Annotated in this window: 11 protein-coding genes and 1 tRNA gene; 5 read left to right on the top strand and 7 right to left on the bottom strand. The window is 65.1% G+C overall.

Annotation, left to right across the window (positions count from 1 at the left end; all coding sequences use genetic code 11):
- The first annotated feature begins 50 nt into the window (after positions 1-50).
- A complete protein-coding gene (locus tag G4L39_RS07080) occupies positions 51-1,409 on the top strand; it encodes an SGNH/GDSL hydrolase family protein (RefSeq protein ID WP_165107013.1) in 1,359 nt (452 codons plus the stop codon).
- Positions 1,410-1,453: 44 nt separating this feature from the next.
- Here the strand turns inward: G4L39_RS07080 and G4L39_RS07075 are convergent, their stop codons facing one another.
- Complete coding sequence (locus tag G4L39_RS07075; RefSeq protein ID WP_165107011.1) at positions 1,454-2,338, bottom strand: CbiX/SirB N-terminal domain-containing protein; 885 nt, start codon at positions 2,336-2,338, stop codon at positions 1,454-1,456.
- 243 nt (positions 2,339-2,581) lie between these two features.
- On the bottom strand, positions 2,582-3,718 hold the full coding sequence (gene hisC / locus G4L39_RS07070) for a histidinol-phosphate transaminase (RefSeq protein WP_165107010.1): 1,137 nt from the start codon (positions 3,716-3,718) through the stop codon (positions 2,582-2,584).
- Between the two features lie 522 nt (positions 3,719-4,240).
- Here hisC and G4L39_RS07065 point away from each other — a divergent pair.
- From G4L39_RS07065 to G4L39_RS07055, 3 genes are all read left to right on the top strand, one after another.
- Positions 4,241-4,317 (top strand) — tRNA-Asp (locus G4L39_RS07065).
- Positions 4,318-4,668: 351 nt separating this feature from the next.
- Entirely contained in the window at positions 4,669-6,039 is a 1,371-nt protein-coding gene (locus G4L39_RS07060) for a 3-isopropylmalate dehydratase large subunit (protein WP_165107009.1), read from the top strand.
- Between the two features lie 81 nt (positions 6,040-6,120).
- Positions 6,121-6,996, top strand: coding sequence for an alpha/beta fold hydrolase (locus G4L39_RS07055; RefSeq protein WP_165107007.1), 876 nt, complete (start codon positions 6,121-6,123; stop codon positions 6,994-6,996).
- On the opposite strand, the gene G4L39_RS15780 is transcribed toward G4L39_RS07055, so the two are convergent.
- The 5 genes from G4L39_RS15780 to ppdK all read right to left on the bottom strand — a co-directional run bounded on the left by G4L39_RS15780 (position 6,988) and on the right by ppdK (position 15,068).
- On the bottom strand, positions 6,988-7,320 hold the full coding sequence (locus G4L39_RS15780) for a DUF2752 domain-containing protein (RefSeq protein ID WP_205880845.1): 333 nt from the start codon (positions 7,318-7,320) through the stop codon (positions 6,988-6,990). The genes G4L39_RS07055 and G4L39_RS15780 overlap by 9 nt on opposite strands.
- A gap of 420 nt (positions 7,321-7,740) precedes the next feature.
- Positions 7,741-8,631, bottom strand: a complete 891-nt coding sequence (locus G4L39_RS07045) for a radical SAM protein (RefSeq protein ID WP_165107004.1) — start codon at positions 8,629-8,631, stop codon at positions 7,741-7,743.
- Positions 8,632-8,790: 159 nt separating this feature from the next.
- The gene (locus tag G4L39_RS07040; RefSeq protein ID WP_165107003.1) at positions 8,791-9,909 is read right to left on the bottom strand and encodes a phytoene/squalene synthase family protein; all 1,119 of its coding nucleotides are present in this window, start codon (positions 9,907-9,909) and stop codon (positions 8,791-8,793) included.
- 43 nt (positions 9,910-9,952) lie between these two features.
- Complete coding sequence (argH, locus tag G4L39_RS07035; protein ID WP_343203315.1) at positions 9,953-11,365, bottom strand: argininosuccinate lyase; 1,413 nt, start codon at positions 11,363-11,365, stop codon at positions 9,953-9,955.
- A 934-nt stretch (positions 11,366-12,299) separates the two neighbouring features.
- The gene (ppdK, locus tag G4L39_RS07030; protein WP_165107000.1) at positions 12,300-15,068 is read right to left on the bottom strand and encodes a pyruvate, phosphate dikinase; all 2,769 of its coding nucleotides are present in this window, start codon (positions 15,066-15,068) and stop codon (positions 12,300-12,302) included.
- A gap of 309 nt (positions 15,069-15,377) precedes the next feature.
- Between ppdK and G4L39_RS07025 the strand changes: the two genes are divergently transcribed.
- On the top strand, positions 15,378-17,120 hold the full coding sequence (locus tag G4L39_RS07025) for an endonuclease/exonuclease/phosphatase family protein (RefSeq protein WP_165106998.1): 1,743 nt from the start codon (positions 15,378-15,380) through the stop codon (positions 17,118-17,120).
- Positions 17,121-17,126: the final 6 nt, after the last annotated feature.

Here is a 17,126-nt window from a genome sequence, read left to right as displayed (position 1 = left end):
ATATCCCGTCCTTGACCCGGGAGACGGGGCGGTTGGAGAATGGTCCTGCCATGCGTGCCAAATGGATTTTCTTGGTTCTGGGGCTTTCGCTGGGGTTGATCGCCTGTCGGACACCGCAGGTGGCTTTTCAGGAACCGGCCCTTCCCGGGTACGTGCCACTGCCGGCGCCGTCGGTGACGCGTCTCTGGTTGCAACCCGGCGATCGCGTGGCGATTTGCGGCGATTCGATCACCGAGCAGCGGATGTACTCGCGGTTGATCGAGGATTATCTGACGGTTTGTGTGCCGCAGTATCAGGTCTCCGTGCGGCAGTACGGTTGGAGCGGTGAACGGGCCCCGGGTTTTTTGGCCCGGATGACGAATGATTGCCTTCGTTTCCGACCGACCCTCGCCACCACCTGTTATGGTATGAACGACCACGAATACCGCCCTTACGAGGAGCGGATTGGACGGGCGTATGTGGAGAACCTGGGTGCGGTGGTTCGGGCCTTTCAGGCCCATGGGGCCCGGGTGATTGTGGGATCGCCCGGCTGCGTGGGGAAGGTGCCGCACTGGGTCAAGTCGGCCACCGGCACGGTGGCGGATCTGAACCGCAGTCTGGGTACGTTGCGAAATCTGGCGCTGCAGGTGGCGGAGCGGGAGGGCGCGGGTTTTGCGGACGTGTTTGTGCCGATGTTGCGGGCGGGTGAGCTGGGTCGCCAGCGGTTCGGGACCAACTTCATGATCGCGGGTCAGGACGGCGTGCACCCGGATTGGGCCGGGCATGGAGTGATGGCGTACGCATTTCTCAAGGCCATGGGTTTGGACGGGGACATCGGAACCTTCATGGTGGATTTGCGCGATAATTCCATCCGGGTTTCGCCCGGGCACGAACTGGTGTCGGCCGTGGGGCGCACGTTTACCATTCGCAGTCATCGGTACGCGTTTCCCGCGTGCCTGCCGCGTGCGGTGATTCCGGAGGGGCCGCGTCCTGCGTTTCCAGCGTGTGAGGATGAACCGGGCAACGAGACGGCAAGTTTACGGGCGGCCTTCGGGCTGGTGCCCTTTCATCAGGACCTGAACCGCCTGATGTTGGTGGTTCGGGGCGGGAGCGCTGGCAGCTACCGGGTCCGGTGGGGCAACACCAGCAAGGTCTTCACCGCGGCGGAACTGGCCCGTGGCGTGAATCTGGCCGAGGCGTTTGAGGAAACCCCGTTTGCGGCCGCGTTTGCGCGGGTGGACGCGGCCGTGGCGGCCAAGCAAGCGTTCGAGACGCGCCAGGTGAAGCAAATCTTCCACGGTCCGGAGGGGCGGGCCGACCTGGAAAAGGCCGTCCGACAGACCGAGGCCGAGCGCGACCGGTTGGTGGCGGCGATCCGGGCGGCCTTTGTGCCTGTCACGCATACGCTGAGCATACTGCCCGCGTCCTGAAGGGCCCGGGTTGCAGGCCCGGCACAGCGCTGAGATGGGCCCGGTCACCGGGGCCAGGCATCGGCCGGCACGTAAGGACCGGCTTCGCGGATGCGCTCGAGGATCACCTCTTGGAGTGCGGGTTCGGATCCCAGGGCCGGCGTGTACCAGACCAGTTTGCCGTTGCGCTCGGTGGGGTTTCGCCAGGGGAACCGGCCCGAGTCCAGTCGTTCCTTCACCACGCGCGCCGGCTCGCCCAGAAGGACGGGAATATCTTCCAAGGTATGCAGGCCATCGCTGATGAAGGCCGGGACCACCACGATGCGGCGTGTCGGGGCCAGGTCGTAAACGGCCGGGATGCGCGGCTCTTCGTCGAGGAAGACCGCATCCACCCGCGCATACCGTCCCAGCGCCCGGATTTGCCCGGCGAGATCCTCCACGGACCGTCGCGACTGAGCGTCGCGCCCGGTACCGTGTCCTGCGAGGAAGAGACTGATCTCCGAAGGTTGTGGAACCCGGGGGAACGGATGGGCGCGCACGATTCCCTCGGCACGCGCCAGGGCCACTTCCGCCAGGCGCGGGTGAGTGCCGACCGGCGCGCAATAGACCAGGACACGGCCGGGCTCGATCCTCAGTTTCGGCCAGGAACGACCCGGTTGGGCTGGCGCTTGAAGTCCCAGGGCCTCCGGAATGATGCGGGCGGCAAAGTAACCTTCGGCCATGAACAGGGGCACCACATAGACCAGGGGCGAAGCGACCTCCGCCAGCACGGACTGCAAGTGCGGTTGTTGTTTCCAGAACGCCTCGCGCACCGCGGCAAAAAGCCGTTTTGCCTGCAGCTCACGTGCCTGAAAGCGGACCGCCTCGGCGGACCGTGGATTTTCCTCCGTGCCGTGACCCAGGATGATCACCGTGGCCTGCTGCCACATTGCAGGTTCTAGGTCGCTCATAGCCACTGCTCAACAGGGGCCACTTTAACCGCAGTTTACGAGGTCGCAAACGGGTCAGGTCCGGAGGTGGTTTCCAGGCTTGGAACGTCGGGGTTGTGATTCGGGAGGGTGAGGAACGGCCTCAAGGGCCGGATGATCCGAGGCGCGCCCACCGGGAGCTCCGGCTCCGGCTGGTCAATCGAACGGCGCAGACCCGGGAAGACCGGCTTGGGAATGGGGTTGACGAGAAGTGAGCCAAATGCTTCAGCGAAGCAACCGTTTCGCCACCCGCACCAACGTTTCCATGTCCTTCGGTGTACCGATGGTGATGCGCAGGTAGGGGGAGAGTTCGGGGGTATCGAACCAGCGGACCAGGATGTTGTTTTGACGGAACTGCGCGTACCAATCGCCGGCCGGTGGTCCCGGGGGGCGTGTCAGGATGAAGTTCGTCTGGCTGGGCAGGACCAGGAAGCCGAGTTGCTGCAACTGGCGTGTGGTCCACTCGCGCGTCTCGATGATTTTTCGGAAATTCTCGCGGTAATAAGCCAGGTCATCCAGTGTGGCCTCGGCCGCCACCTGTGCCAGGCCGTTGACGTTGTAACTGTCCCGCAGCTTGTGCATGGCCTGGATGAGAGGCTTGGGCCCGACGGCGTATCCGATGCGGAGGAAACAGAGCGAATACGCCTTGGAAAAACTGCGGCAGACGATCACGTGCGGGTGTTTCAACGCCAACGCGAGGGCGTTTTCTGGTGCGAAATCCGCGTAGGTTTCATCCAGGAGCAGCACCCCCCGGGTCCGGGCGCAAATGTTCTCGATGTCGCGTGTGGCGTAACCGCGGCCGCTGGGGGCGTTGGGCGTGGTGATGATCGTCAAGGCGGCCTGGGGTTGCCATTGTTTCAGGTGTTTCAGCTGGCCGGCCTCCGGGAGTGCAAACTCCATCTGCAGGGGCACCGGGTTGAAGGCGGCTCCGTGTTGTGCGGCCAGGACGGGATACAACGAGTAACTGGGGACGAAGCTCTGGACCGTGGCGGGGGCCGGTGGGACGAGGTAGCGCCGGCTCAACGGTCCCCGCTGGGCTGCCAGGGGTTCCACGAATGTGTGCACGGCCAGACGCAACACTTCGTCGGCTCCGTTGCCCACGAGGATCTGGTCCGGGTCGCACCCGTGCAGCCGGGCCAACTTGTCCCGCAACCGTTCCGCTGTGGGGTCGGGGTAGAGTCGGAGCCGGCCATCCACGGCGGCACGCACGGCTTCCAGGACGCGCGGGGATGGCGGGTAGGGGTTTTCGTTGGTGTTGAGCTTGATCAACCCCTTCACACGCGGTTGTTCCCCCGGCACGTACGGCTGCAGGGTACGCACCAAGGGCCGGATCAGTTGTTCCGAGACCGTTTCCCTTGCCATGGCCAGCGGCAGGATAATGAACCGCTGCGCCGCTCACAAAGGCAATCCTGCCAGAGGCTTTGCAGCGGGGAAGGCGTGCATGGGGCCGTTGGGTCGGGCACTGCGCGGCTGACGGGTGCCCTGGCCGGTGGGGTTTTGCCCGGTTTGCGCCAAGGCTGCCCGGGGAAGGGTCGGTGTGGTGGGGGCGAGATTTGTGACATGCTGTCGGATTGCTTGGGCCGGGGTGCTGGGGGTCGATGGGGCTTCGGTTTTTGGATCTTTGGTTGTTGTGATTGTGGTTGTGGGAGGGGCTGCTGTGGGGGAGCTCCGCAGGTTGCGGCGTTGGGGGATTGACAGGGCGGGCTGTTTTCGTACAATGGGCAGTGTTCGGGTGGCAGCACGTTTCTTCAGCGGGGTTCCCCACCCCCACCTCCTTGGCGTCTGCCGCCCGAACCGGTTTTTTGCGAGGGCCGCGGCGGGGAACGATCCCATGGCCTTGACGAGGTCGGGTGGGTTCCTCTAGGTTGGCGGTGTCCGAGTTGCGGGGGCGTAGCTCAATTGGTTAGAGCGCTGCCCTGTCACGGCAGAGGTTGCGGGTTCGAGACCCGTCGCTCCCGCCACTTTTCATTCCGCCCTCGAGTTTACGGCCATTTTTTGCGGTGCCGATCTTCGTCACGTTGCCGTCCGTTTCATGGGGCGCGTCCGGGGGAAGTGCCTGGGGGTAGCGGTTGGACGTTCGGGCCGTTGTTGAACTGTGTGCGGGTTGTCCCGCAAGTCGTGGGGTCGTCACGGGGGTACGGTGTTGGAACGCACGCGTTGGTTCGACGGGTGGAGTTGCGCGCCGGACCGCGGGCGTCCTCCAGCGGCAGCCCTATGTTTCAGGTTTGCGGTCGGGGTGCGGGCATCTTTTGGGCGGATGCCCCGGCGCGGTCGTTGCGGGGGCGCAGGGGGCCGGCTATTTTTGTAGAACTATGACGCTGACGGAAAAAGTGTTGGCGCGTGCCGCTGGCAGGGCACGGGTGGAAGCGGGCGAGAACATCTGGGTCAAGGCGGACATTCTGATGACCCACGATGTTTGCGGCCCGGGCACCATTGGCGTGTTCAAGCGGGAGTTCGGGCCGAACGCGCGGGTGTGGGATCCGAAAGCGATTGTGATCATCCCGGACCACTACATTTTCACCGCCGATTCGAAGTCGAACCGCAACGTGGACATCCTGCGCGAGTTCGTGAAGGAGCAGGGGATCGAATATTTCTATGACGTGATTGACGATCCGAACGGGGTGTGGCGGTTTGACCCGGTCAAGGGGATGCTGCGCCGGCAGTACGGGCTGCGGTATGCCGGCGTTTGCCATACGGCGCTGCCGGAAAAGGGGCACACGCGGCCCGGGGAGGTCCTGTTTGGGACGGACTCGCACACGTGCATGGCGGGTGCCTTCAACGAGTTTGCCACCGGCATTGGCAACACCGACGCCGGTTTCGTGATGGGCACCGGCCGTCTGTTGTTGAAGGTGCCGCCGACGATGCATTTCTACCTGGAGGGCAGGCTCCAACCGGGTGTGATGGCCAAGGATGTGATTCTTCACATCATTGGCGAGATTGGTTTTGACGGCGCCACCTACCGGGCCATGCAGTTTGACGGTCCGGGTGTGGCCCACCTGTCCATGGACGATCGCATGACGATCGCGAACATGGCGATCGAGGCCGGCGCCAAGAACGGGATTTTTCCCTTCGACGCGCGCACGGCCGAATACGTGGAGGCCCGGACCCGGCTCAACAACACCAAGCGAACGTACGAGCCGGTGGAGCCGGACAAGGACCAGAAGTTCATCTACGAGCTGGTGGTGGATCTTTCCCGGTTGGAGCCTCTGGTGGCCTGTCATCCCGATCCCGGCCGGCGCAAAAAGGCGAAGGAACTCGGCCATATCCGGCTCGACCGCGCTTACATTGGTTCCTGTACCGGGGGCAAGGCCAGCGATTTTGTCGAAGCAGCCCGAATTTTGCGGGGACGCAAGGTGGTCATTGACACCTTCGGCGTGCCGGCCACGCCCGAGGTGGTGCGCGAGCTGCAGACCACCTTTTGGGGCTGCGAAAGCATCTGGGATGTGCTGGTCAATGCCGGGGTGCAAATGACTGAAAACGCCAGTTGCGCCGCCTGCCTCGGCGGTCCGGTGGACACATTCGGACGGATCAACCGGCCCGGCATCAAATGCATCAGCGCCACCAACCGCAATTTCCCCGGGCGGATGGGGGATAAGGAGTCCGAGGTCTACCTGGCCAGCCCGGCCACGGTGGCGGCCAGCGCGCTGACCGGACGGATCACCGATCCCCGCGAGTTCCTGTAATTGGCGGTTGTCGGGCGCAGCGCCCCGCATCCCCGGCTTGTCAGGGCCCGGGAGGGCAGGGAACCCTGCCCTTCAGAGGCCATGACCGTTTTACACATCGCAGGGTTGACCGTGCGCCGCCATCAGCCCGAAGGGGCGCCCACCTTGCTGTATCTGCCGGGCATCCATGGCGACTGGACCCTGGTCACCAGTTTCCGTCGCGCCGTGTCTCCTCCGGCGCAGTTCGTGGAGCTGGTCTATCCGGACGCGACCCATTGGGATGTGCCGGATTACGGTCGTGCGGTTTTGGAGGCGGTCGAGGCCCTTGATCTGCAGCGTTTCTGGCTCCTGGCCGAGTCGTTCGGTTCGCTGGTCGCATGGGCTGTACTGGAGCAGCTGTGTGTGCGGGCAGCGCGACAGGAGTTGGCTCCGGATCCGGGCTTTCCGGTGGAGGGTTTGGTGCTGGCGGGTGGTTTTGTTCGGCATCCCTGGCCTCGACGGGCGCGATTCCTGGCCGGTGCCCTGAGTCGGATCCCACCCTGGTGTCATCGCCGGATGCTGGGGCTGTACGTCCGTTATGCTCAGTGGCGACACCGCCATGCACCGGAGACGCGGAACACCGTGGCCGAGTTTGTGGCGCGTCGGACGCCGGAGAATCGGCGGGCGATTCAGACGCGATTGGAGTTGGTGGCGCGGACGGATTACCGGGCGTTGGCGCAACGAACCCGGCTGCCGGTCTTTCTGTTGGCCGGCGGATTGGATCCGATCGTCCCGTGGTGGCACGTGCGTGCCTGGCTCCGACGGCACTGCCCCGGATTTCGCGGTGCCGAGATCATTCCCTGGGCGGATCACAATGTCCTGGGTACCGCCCCGCGCCCCGCGGCAGCCCGGATCCTTTCCTGGATTCGATCCGCGTCCGCCTCCGGCGAGGCCTCCGCTGAGGGTTGGGCTGCCGACTCGTCGCACCCGTCATCGTAGGTTTCGCAACACGCCGAACGCCACCAACGCCAGTAACGCGGTCCAGACCAGAGCGGGAGTGATGTCCCACCGGAATTCCGATCCGCCCTTTCTGCGCCACCAGGCGACGAGCGCGGCGCCGGCCATCAGCGGCAGAGTCAGCAAGGGAATGGGATTGTAATGCCAGGACTCGGCCCAACGACCGTGCAGCAGCGCGTGAACCGATCGCAGTCCGCCGCAACCCGGGCACTGCCAACCGGTCAGCTCGTGGAAGGTGCACCGGGGATAGAACCCATGACGCGCAGGATCGAAGTGCCAGATGACCGCCAATCCCACCCCGAGCACCAGGACCAGTGCCGGCCACCACGACCGTCCGCATCGTGATGGCGCTGCGGTCGGTAAAACCGGGGGCACCGGCCCCGGTTTGGAGGGCTTGGAGGCTTCGGCTTGTGCCTCCGATCGGTTCGGGCTTGAACCGGAGTTGGCCGGTTCGAGTACTGCGGGTGCGCGGTCGCCGCCGTGATCTGCCCCGGCGGGGTTTCCTGCGCTTTGCCAGACAGAGAGCCTTTGGTCCATTGCCAGCGGGATCGAGCATGCCTGTGAACCGCCTCCGGAGGCCAGCCCTGAAAACTGCACCCGGTCGTCCCTTTCCCGTGCGCGGCGCGGGCTCCAGGTGCGGACCTGCCCCGGGCCGCTACCGGCAGGGCCCTGTGTACGGGCGGCAGGACGGCAGCCGCGGTGGCAGACCGCGCCGGCCCGTGTCGATCAGAAGACCTCGGCCTTGACGCCGGCCACCAACCGCACGGTCTGGGCGATACGCGAGAGGGAACGCAGGGGTAGATGGCCGTAGTCTGACTTGGGCGACGGTCGGGTAGCCGAGTAGATCTGGACCAATTCGATTTGTGCTCCGGCCTCCCTGAGTTCCTTCAGCCGTTGGGCGTAGGCCAGGATTTCCTCCTCGGGCGGTTCCTCACCCCGGATGGAGGGGAACAGGCTTTGGATGATGACGGGGCGCTGCCGGCCGAGCGTGAGAATGTTGTGCAGGATTTTTTCGAGGGGCACGTTCACCCCGCTGACCCGGTTGAGGTACGCCTGGGTGCCACCATCCAATTTGGCCCAGATCTCGTCGCTGCGGGTGAAGTGGCGCAGACCGGCCTGGACCTCGGCGCGATCCAGTTCGGTGGCGTTGGTGATGAGAACCAGCTTGAAGAACTCCCGCAGGGCGCGCACGTGCACGACCTTTTCCACCGCCTCGGCGAAGTTGGGGCAAAGCGTGGGTTCACCATCGCCGCTGAGGGCCACGTGCCGAAGTTGCAACAGCTCGGCCGGCACCCCGCGATAGTTTGCCCGGTCCTTCAAGGCCCCGCTGCGGACCAGGTCGAGCGTCCGGTGCAGTTCGGCGGCCATAACCTCGACGTCAAGACGGGTCTCCCGCGGCGGAATGTGGCGGTTAACCTCGCAGTACAGGCAGTCGAAGTTGCACAGTTTGTCGGGATTCATGTTGATCCCGACGGACAATCCCCGGGCACGCGGCGAGATGACGACGTAGACGAACCGGTTATCCAGGAAATCCCGCGGCGCGCCAAAAGCGGTCTCGGCTCCCGGCGGAATGGAGCGCGACTCCGGGGCTCGACCGGATCCGGCCGTGTCGGTCATACGCTGGGTTTTGTCGGAGTCTGTGCGCACGATTAACACGGCCAACTTATGTCGTGCGTAAGCCCTCTCCTACACCGACCTTGTCAAAAAGCGCGCATTTTTTGACGGGCCGGCGGATCTTTTCGCGGGATCCACCTATTTGGGGTTGGCGGGACGGGTTTACGAGGTGTGGAGGGCCCGGTGGAACAAACGTGCCCAAACCCGGGGCAGGACAGAACCCGCCAGGCTTCGCCATATCCAGCGGCGGACCTCGCGCCGCGGAATCTTGACGCGCTGTGCGGGGTCCAGAGGGTTGACCCGACCCAGTTCCTGAAGGGTGCGCACCCCGAGGAGCAACGGCCAGGCACAGGCGAGCCGGAGGCGCTTTTGATGGGCGGGAATGGCCAGGGTGTAGGCCCAACCGGCCTCGAGGAAGGCCATGGCACGCTGCCGCCAGTGCTCATAACAGGGCTTCACCCGCGGCCAGGATTGGGGATCCAGCAAATCCGGGGGCTGCAGTCCCAGGGCTTGGAGTTCCACGGCGGGCAGGTAGCAGCGACCCTGCCGAAGGTCGGCCGCACAATCGCGGAGCACGTTGACCAGCTGCAAGCCTTTGCCGAACTGAACGGCCTGCGCCAGCCACTCCGGTTCCCTCAAGGGTTCCCGGGGGAACAGATGCCTCCGGCAGACCCGGCTCCAAAACTCGCCCACGCTACCCGCCACGCAGTAGGTGTAGTGATCCAGTTCCTCTGCTGTGGTCACGGCGATGGGCCCGAGGGGGCTGCGGCCGGGCGTGCCGAATCGGGCCAGGTCCCAGGTCTGTCCGTTCAGGATGTGATGCAGCACGGTTCGGACCTCGTTTTGGTCTTCCGGGGGCAACAGTCCCAGTGCTGCCAGGCTTGCCGGCCAATGAAGCAGGAGCTTCTCCTCGGGCCGGGCTGCGTCGGGGTTGGCCGGCCGGGGCAACGGGAGGGGACCGGGGTCGGCCAGACCGGCAATCTGGCGCCGCATGCGATCCAGCAGTTGGAGGCGATCGTTCACGGGGAGCTGTTCCGCGTCGGCCACCGTGTCGGTGGTCCGAGCGAGCAGATACGCCAGCCCGATGGGTTCCCGCACCGGTCGGGGCAGCACCCGCAGGCTCAGGTAAAAGGACCGCGACGTGGCGCGGAGCAGTTGCCAGTGGGCGGGTGTCATTTGCGGGAGTGCAGGGGGCGACCGCTGGTTTGATGGAGCGCGGGCCGAGGTGTTGCAGAGGTGTGTGTGGTTGGCCCGGCTGCGGGGGCGCAGGGGCGCTTCCATGGTTGCGGGTTTTTGTCCGGGCCCTCCGGGGTGCTGGGGCTCGTCATGCCAACCGCCGTTGCCATAGTTTCAGTTCGCGGTTGACCTGGCCGGGGCCGGGCGATCCGGGCAGGGTGCGTCGTTCCATGGCCCTGGCCAGGTCAAAAACCTCGAGCAGGGAAGGGTCGAATTCCGGCCAGATTCGTTTCCATTCCTCCCGGGGCAGTTGCGGGAGTGGACAACCCAGCTGTTCGGCGCGTGCGACTGCGGCGCCGACGAGGTGATGGGCCTGGCGGAAGGGTACGCCACGGCGAACCAGGGCATCCACGAGGTCGGTTGCCAGCAGGTTGGGATCGGCCACCGCCGCGGCGCAGCGGTCGGGTTGGAACTCGACCTCGTCCAGCATTTGGGCAAGGACACGCGTGCAGGCGCGAACGGTGTCGGCGGTGTCGAACAGCCGTTCTTTGTCCTCCTGGAGGTCGCGATTGTAGGTCAGGGGCAGGCCCTTGAGCAGGACCAGCAGGGCGGTGAGGTTGCCGATCACGCGTCCTGCCTTGCCGCGCACCAGCTCGGCGACATCGGGATTTTTCTTCTGCGGCATGAGCGAGGAACCGGTGGTGAACGCGTCGCCGATGCGGATGAAACCGAACTCGGCGCTGTTCCACAGGATCAGGTCCTCGGCCAGCCGGGAGAGATGAACGGCCAGCAGGGCGGCGTGGGCGCAGAATTCCACCACGAAATCGCGATCGCTCACCGCGTCCATCGAATTGCGGGTCACTCTGGGGCGTCCGCGCTCGTCCACGAAGCCGAGTTGGCGGGCGACAAAGGCCCGGTCCAGCGGCAGCGTGGATCCGGCCAGCGCACCCGAGCCCAGCGGGCATTCGTTGAGGCGCCGGCGGCAGTCGCGGAACCGGCTCCGATCCCGCTCCAGCATCTCCACGTAGGCCAGCAGGTGATGGGCGGCGGAGACCGGCTGGGCCCGCTGGAGGTGGGTGTATCCGGGAATCCAGATTTCGGTGGAGCGCCCGGCCAACCGGACCAGGGCGCGCATGAGGGTGCGGATGTCTTCGAGCAGGCCGTCGATTTCGTCCCGTACCCAGAGCCGAAGGTCCACGGCCACCTGGTCGTTGCGGGAGCGGCCGGTGTGGAGTTTGGCGCCGGCGGGTATGCGGCGGGTGAGCTCCGCCTCGATGTTCATGTGCACGTCTTCCAGTTCCGGTTTCCAGACGAAGTGTCCGGAGCGGATCTCCCCGGCAATGGCCTCCAGACCCGCCCGGATGTCCCGGTATTCGGCACGCGTCAACAGGCCCACCTTGTGCAGCATGGCCGCATGGGCCAGGGAACCCTGAATGTCCTGGGCCCACAGGCGACGGTCGAAGCTGACCGACTCGGTGAACCGGGCCACGGCCTCGCTGGGCCCGCTGACAAACCGGCCACTGCGAGAAATGGGCGCATGCGATGGACGTTTGGTTTTCACGAGTCCGGCACCTTGCCGCAGCCGGAGTCCAAAGTCACTTCCAAAGCATGCTCTGCAGGACCGGCCCGCAGGTTCATGATCGGCACCCGGTGGTGCCGGCTCGGATCCGGCCAGGAGGCTTAAGCCTGAACCGGGTCCAGCCTCCCCAGGTTGTTTCGGAGCCGCGGGGAGTGCCCTGGCCATGACCCTGGCAACGAGGGTTTGATGAGGTCCTTGGATTTCTTATTGCCTGTGACAGGTGGCCTGCTGAGCAGGTGAGGGACACGGGAGCCTGCTGCGGCGCACACGGTTGGGCGTCTTTTTGCGGATGGATGCGGTGCGGTCGTCGTCTGGAATCCGAGGGGACGGTACGAACGTGGGATCATGGTGTTTCAGAGTCGGGTGCTACGCGCCCCGGCTTTCCGGCTTTGTGCCCTGCGACCGGGGAGGGGCGGGCTGCCCGTCCCGGGCCTTTGCCCTCCGGGCCGTTTGCTGATGCGTTTGTGCGCCTTGCGGGTTCGGTTGCGTGGTCCCGGTCATGCCAAGCGAGGTTTGGCAGTGTGAATGCCGCCTTATGCTTCGGCAAACGCCGGCTGATGCCCCTCGGAACCGGCCGTGCGCCGTGGGCCGGAAGTTGAAGTTGCGGCCAGCCCCTTGGTCGACGTTGACGCCCGTGGTCGGGGTGCCGGTGGCTTGTGCGCTGGCCCGGGCGACTTACCGTCTTCGGCGCCTGCGGGACGCGCCGAAGACCGGCGATGGCGCAAGCCGGGCCGGGCCCGGGCGCAAGCCCATATGCCCGGGGGAGCGGGTTGCCCTTCGAATACCGGTTTGGTTGAGCTGGAGGGGTGCCCTTGGTGAGAAGCCACCGGCTCCTGTCGGTGGCGGTTGCAGGCAAAAAAGAGCCGGTTGCGGGAGGGCCCGCAACCGGCCGGATCAAGTCGATCCGAAGTCTGACCTACTTCCTGGATTTGGCCGTGGCCTTGTCCTTGGCGGCGGCTTTGGCGGCCCGCTCTTCCTCCAGGGCAGCCTGGGCGGCGGCCAGCCGCGCCACCGGCACGCGGAACGGCGAACAGCTCACGTAGGTGAGGCCGATACGGTGGCAGAACTTGACCGAATCGGGATCGCCGCCGTGCTCACCGCAGATGCCGAGCTTGATGTCGGGCCGGGTCTTGCGGCCCTTTTCGACGGCGATCTGCATGAGCTGGCCCACGCCGGTCTGGTCGATCGTGGCAAACGGATTGCGTTTGACGATTTCCAGTTCCGTGTAGGTGGGCAGGAACGTGGCCGAGTCGTCGCGGCTCATGCCCAGGCAGGTCTGGGTGAGGTCGTTTGTGCCGAAGCTGAAGAACTGGGCCGTCTGCGCGATCTCGTCGGCGGTCAGGGCGCCGCGCGGCACCTCGATCATGGTGCCGACGAGGTACTGGATCTTCACGCCGGTTTCTTTCATGACCTCCGCGGCCACGCGATGGACGACCTCCACTTGCAGATCGAGTTCCTTCTTGAACCCGACCAACGGGATCATGATTTCGGGGCGGACCTTGATGCCCTGTTTCTGGACCTCGGCAGCGGCCTCGAAGACGGCGCGGGCCTGCATCTCGGAGATTTCCGGATACACGATGCCGAGCCGGCAACCGCGGAAGCCGAGCATGGGGTTGAACTCGTGGAGTTCCTTGACCCGCTGGCGGATCTTCTCCACCGGCACGCCCATTTTGGCAGCCAGGTCCTCCTGGGCGGCTTCCTCGTGGGGGAGGAACTCGTGCAGGGGCGGATCCAGGAACCGGATGGTGGCCGGATAACCGCGCAGGGCCTTGAAGATGCCGATGAAGTCCTGCTTCTGGTAGGGCAGCAGCTTGGCCAGGGCCTTTTTCCGCTCCTCGACGGTCTCGGCGAGGATCATTTCCCGCATGGCATCAATGCGGTTGCCCTCGAAGAACATGTGTTCGGTACGGCAGAGACCAATGCCGGTGGCACCGAAGGCCAGCGCGTTCTCGGTCTGCTCCGGTGTATCGGCATTGGTGCGGACCTCCAGGCGGGTGACCTTGCTGCACCAGTCCATGAGGGTCTTGAACATCTGGTAGGTTTTGCTGGCCTTGGGATCGAGGGTCTTCTGGATGAGCACCTGCACGATTTCCGAGGGTGCCGTGGGGATTTGCCCGGCGTAGACGTTGCCGAGGGTGCCGTTGATGGAGAGCCAGTCGCCCTCCTTGAAGACCCGGCCGTTGACCGTCAGGGTGCGGGCCTCGTAATCGAGTTGCAGGGCCCCGGCACCGCAGACGCAGACCTTGCCCATTTGACGGGCCACCAGGGCCGCGTGCGAGCTGACGCCGCCCTTGGCGGTGAGGATGCCCTCGGCGGCGATCATGCCGCGCAGGTCTTCGGGGGTGGTCTCATTGCGGACCAACAGGACTTTTTCGCCCTTCTGAGCTGCGGCCACGGCGCGTTCCCAGCTCAGGTAGATTCGGCCGGAGGCAGCGCCCGGCCCGGCGGGCAGGCCCGTGGCGATGACCTCGGCGGCCTTTTCCGCCTTTGCATCGAACACCGGGGCCAGGAGTTGATCGAACTGGTCGGCCGGGTTGCGCAGGATGGCCGTTTTCCAGTCGATCAGTTTCTCCTTCACCATGTCGATGGAGAACTTGAGGGCGGCCAGGGCGGTACGCTTGCCGTTGCGGGTTTGCAGCATGAAGACCTTGCCGTCCTGGATGGTGAATTCGAAGTCCTGCACATCCTTGAAGTGTTTCTCCAGGATGTTGCGGATGCGCTCGAGCTCCTTGTACGCCTCGGGCAGCACCTTCTTGAGCTCCACCACGGGCAACGGCGTGCGGATACCGGCCACGACGTCCTCGCCCTGGGCGTTGATGAGGAACTCGCCGTAGAATTCTTTCTCCCCGTTGGCCGGGTTGCGGGTAAAGGCCACGCCGGATCCGGAACGTTCTCCGGTGTTGCCGTACACCATGGCTTGGACGTTGACGGCGGTGCCCCAGTCGTGCGGGATGTTGTATTTGCGGCGGTAGACGATGGCGCGGTCGTTCATCCAGGAACCGAACACGGCGCCGATGGCGCCCCAGAGTTGTTTCCACGGGTCCTGGGGGAACTCCTTGCCACCGGTCCGCTCCTTGATCAGGGCTTTGAACCGGTTGACCAGCTCTTTCAGGTCATCCACGGTCAGTTTGGTGTCGTCGATATCCTGGCCGTAGCGTTCTTTTTTGAGCTGATGGATGACCTGCTCGAAGGGCTCGTGATCATCGCCGGAACGTTTCTGGACGCCCATGACGACGTCGCCGTACATCTGGACGAACCGGCGGTAACAGTCCCAGGCGAAGCGTTCGTTGTTGGTGGCGCGGGCGAGCGCCTCGACGGTCTGGTCATTGAGGCCCAGGTTGAGGATGGTGTCCATCATGCCGGGCATGGAGTCGCGCGCGCCGGACCGGACGCTCACCAGCAGGGGCAACGCCCTGGTGTCGCCGAACTTGGTGCCCATGATCTTCTCGATGTGGGCCATGCCGGCCTTGACCTGGGGCTCCAGGTCCTTCGGATAGGTTTTCTTGTGGGCGTAGTAGTAGGTGCAGACCTCGGTGGTAATGGTGAAGCCGGGTGGCACGGGCAACCCAATGCGCGCCATTTCGGCAAGGTTGGCGCCTTTGCCGCCGAGCAGGGCTTTCATGGAGCCGTCTCCATCGGCTTTGCCGTTTCCGAACAGGTATACGTATTTCGGTGCTTTGGCCATAAAACGATCCCAACGGTTCGTGTTCGATGATCAAGTTTTGCTTGCGTCCGGACACCTCCGCAAGAATTGAGCGCGACTCTACCAGAGGACCGCAAGATGTCAATGGGCCTGTGGAGAGAGGGCAGCAGCGGAAAGGCCTGTTTCAAGGGAATTGCGGGGCGGGAAAAGGCTGGCGATGTCCCGGTGGCACGAGGGCGAAGGTGGGGCAGGGGCGCGGGCCAGCGGTCACGCACGGGAGCCGGTGGTGATCGTGGGGTGTGGGACCGACTTGTGGTTGGCGTTGGGCGGCTGGGTGGGCGAGAATCGGGCATGGATGGGCGAAGAAAAGGCTCGTGGTACGGTGGATGGACCGGGGTGTGCTGGCTGCGGCTGGCCCTGGCGGTCCTGGGGGCGTATGGCTGGACAGGCTGGGCCGGGGAGGTATGGCCTTACCTGGCGGTGTGGAGTTTCAACAGTGAGCCTCCGGATGGGAGGGCCACCACCGGACGGTGGGAACCGGTCTCGGGTTGGGGCGTGGTGCGTCTGGTGGGTGGGATGACCGGTGATTTCGGGTCCGGTGCGGGGTCTTCGGATCCTGCCGTGGCGGATAACAGTGCGCTTGTGATAAGGAACGGACCGGCTCAGGGGACCGGGAACAAACAGCACGGGTTGGAACTGGAGTTGAATCCATTTGGGTGGCGTCCTGTGGCGCTGTTGCTGGATGTGCGGGCGGAGGAGGGTGCCAGTCGGTATTGGCGGGTTCAGTTCCGCGCCGGCACCGGGTCATGGACGGACGGGTCGGTGTTGGAGTTGAGGTCTGGTTTGTGGGTTTGGTGTGTCAGGGTGGATTTGCCGGCATGGGCTGAGGGGGCGGAGTCACTGGGGATCCGGATTGTGAGCGAGTTTGAGGCTTCGGCCCGGGGTCGAGGGGCGGCGGCTTACGTAGCGGCGGGCGATCGGTCTGCGTATGATCCGGCGGGCGGATTGTGGGTGGACCATGTGCGGGTGGTGGGTCAACCGGTGTTGGAGAGGGTTCGGGCGGTGACGTGGAACCTGAGCGGCTTTGGGGTGACGAACTGGGGTGTGGAACATCCGCAACTGATGGCTGCGGCGCGTGTGTTGCGGGCGTTGGATCCGGTGGTGGTGGGGTTTGAAGAGGTGCCGGAGGGGAGGGAATCGGAGATGACCAACTGGGTGAGGTCGTGGTGGCCGGGTGCGACAGTGGCGGTGGGGACGCGCACGGATGGGGCGCTTCGGTTGGCGGTGGCGTCGCGGTTGCCCGTGGGTGGGGTGCGCTCATGGTTGCGGCGGGCGTCCTTGTCGCCGTGGGGGTATGAGGGCGTGTTCACCCGGGAGCTGTTGGAGGCGGAGATCTGGGTGCCGGGCTGTGCCGAGCCGATGCATTTGTTCGTGGTGCATCTGAAGGCGGGTGGGGATGCGGACAGTGCGGCTCGGAGGGCGGCGGAGGCGCTGGCCATTTCGAACTTTTTTGCGACGACGTGGCCGGCACGGTCCCGGGGGCGTGCCATGATGTTGGCGGGGGACTGCAACGAGGATCTGGCGCGTCCACGGGCGGGCGAGCAGGGCGCGGTCCGAATTCTGGCGGGATCTCCGCCGGGGCTGACGGTGTTGACGCCGGTCAATCCGGTCACCCGGGATGAGCGGACGTGGTCGATCCGGGATTCGGTGTTGCGTTACCGTTTTGACTATCTGCTGGTGGGCGGCTGGTTGGTGACCAACCTGGTGGAGAGCGGGGTGTTTCGGTCCGATGTGGCTGGTGCGGGTGCGGTGCAGCCGGAGGATTCACGGACGGCGTCGGATCATCTGCCGGTGTGGGCCGGATTTGCGAATCCGGGTGCGATTCCGCGGTCAGTGTTGGCACGGGACACGAGTGGCACGTGGCGGTTAAGCTGGTGGATGGCGCAGGGGGTTCGGTATCGGGTTGAAAGTTCAGTGGATCTGGGGGAGTGGTTGCTTGTGACGGAAGGGGTGGCCGTGCGTCCCGGGTATTGGACGATTGCGGTCGGCGGGGGCGGTGGACCCCGGTTTTTCCGCGTGTTGCGCCTGGAGTGAGCGCGG

The organism is Limisphaera ngatamarikiensis (genome assembly GCF_011044775.1).
Taxonomy (GTDB): Bacteria; Verrucomicrobiota; Verrucomicrobiia; order Limisphaerales; family Limisphaeraceae; genus Limisphaera; species Limisphaera ngatamarikiensis.
The sequence above is the reverse complement of the archived record's forward strand: the minus strand, read 5'-3'. Positions and strand labels throughout refer to the sequence as shown.

What these genes read in the sequence shown, in the direction of transcription:
- G4L39_RS07040 (WP_165107003.1), bottom strand. Translation starts at nt 9,909, where the DNA reads ATGGAAGCGCCCCTGCGCCCCCGCAGCCGGGCCAACCACACACACCTC.
- G4L39_RS07060 (WP_165107009.1), top strand. Translation starts at nt 4,669, where the DNA reads ATGACGCTGACGGAAAAAGTGTTGGCGCGTGCCGCTGGCAGGGCACGG.
- G4L39_RS07025 (WP_165106998.1), top strand. Translation starts at nt 15,378, where the DNA reads ATGGATGGGCGAAGAAAAGGCTCGTGGTACGGTGGATGGACCGGGGTG.
- G4L39_RS07080 (WP_165107013.1), top strand. Translation starts at nt 51, where the DNA reads ATGCGTGCCAAATGGATTTTCTTGGTTCTGGGGCTTTCGCTGGGGTTG.
- hisC (WP_165107010.1), bottom strand. Translation starts at nt 3,718, where the DNA reads ATGGCAAGGGAAACGGTCTCGGAACAACTGATCCGGCCCTTGGTGCGT.
- G4L39_RS07045 (WP_165107004.1), bottom strand. Translation starts at nt 8,631, where the DNA reads ATGACCGACACGGCCGGATCCGGTCGAGCCCCGGAGTCGCGCTCCATT.
- G4L39_RS07055 (WP_165107007.1), top strand. Translation starts at nt 6,121, where the DNA reads ATGACCGTTTTACACATCGCAGGGTTGACCGTGCGCCGCCATCAGCCC.
- ppdK (WP_165107000.1), bottom strand. Translation starts at nt 15,068, where the DNA reads ATGGCCAAAGCACCGAAATACGTATACCTGTTCGGAAACGGCAAAGCC.
- G4L39_RS07075 (WP_165107011.1), bottom strand. Translation starts at nt 2,338, where the DNA reads ATGAGCGACCTAGAACCTGCAATGTGGCAGCAGGCCACGGTGATCATC.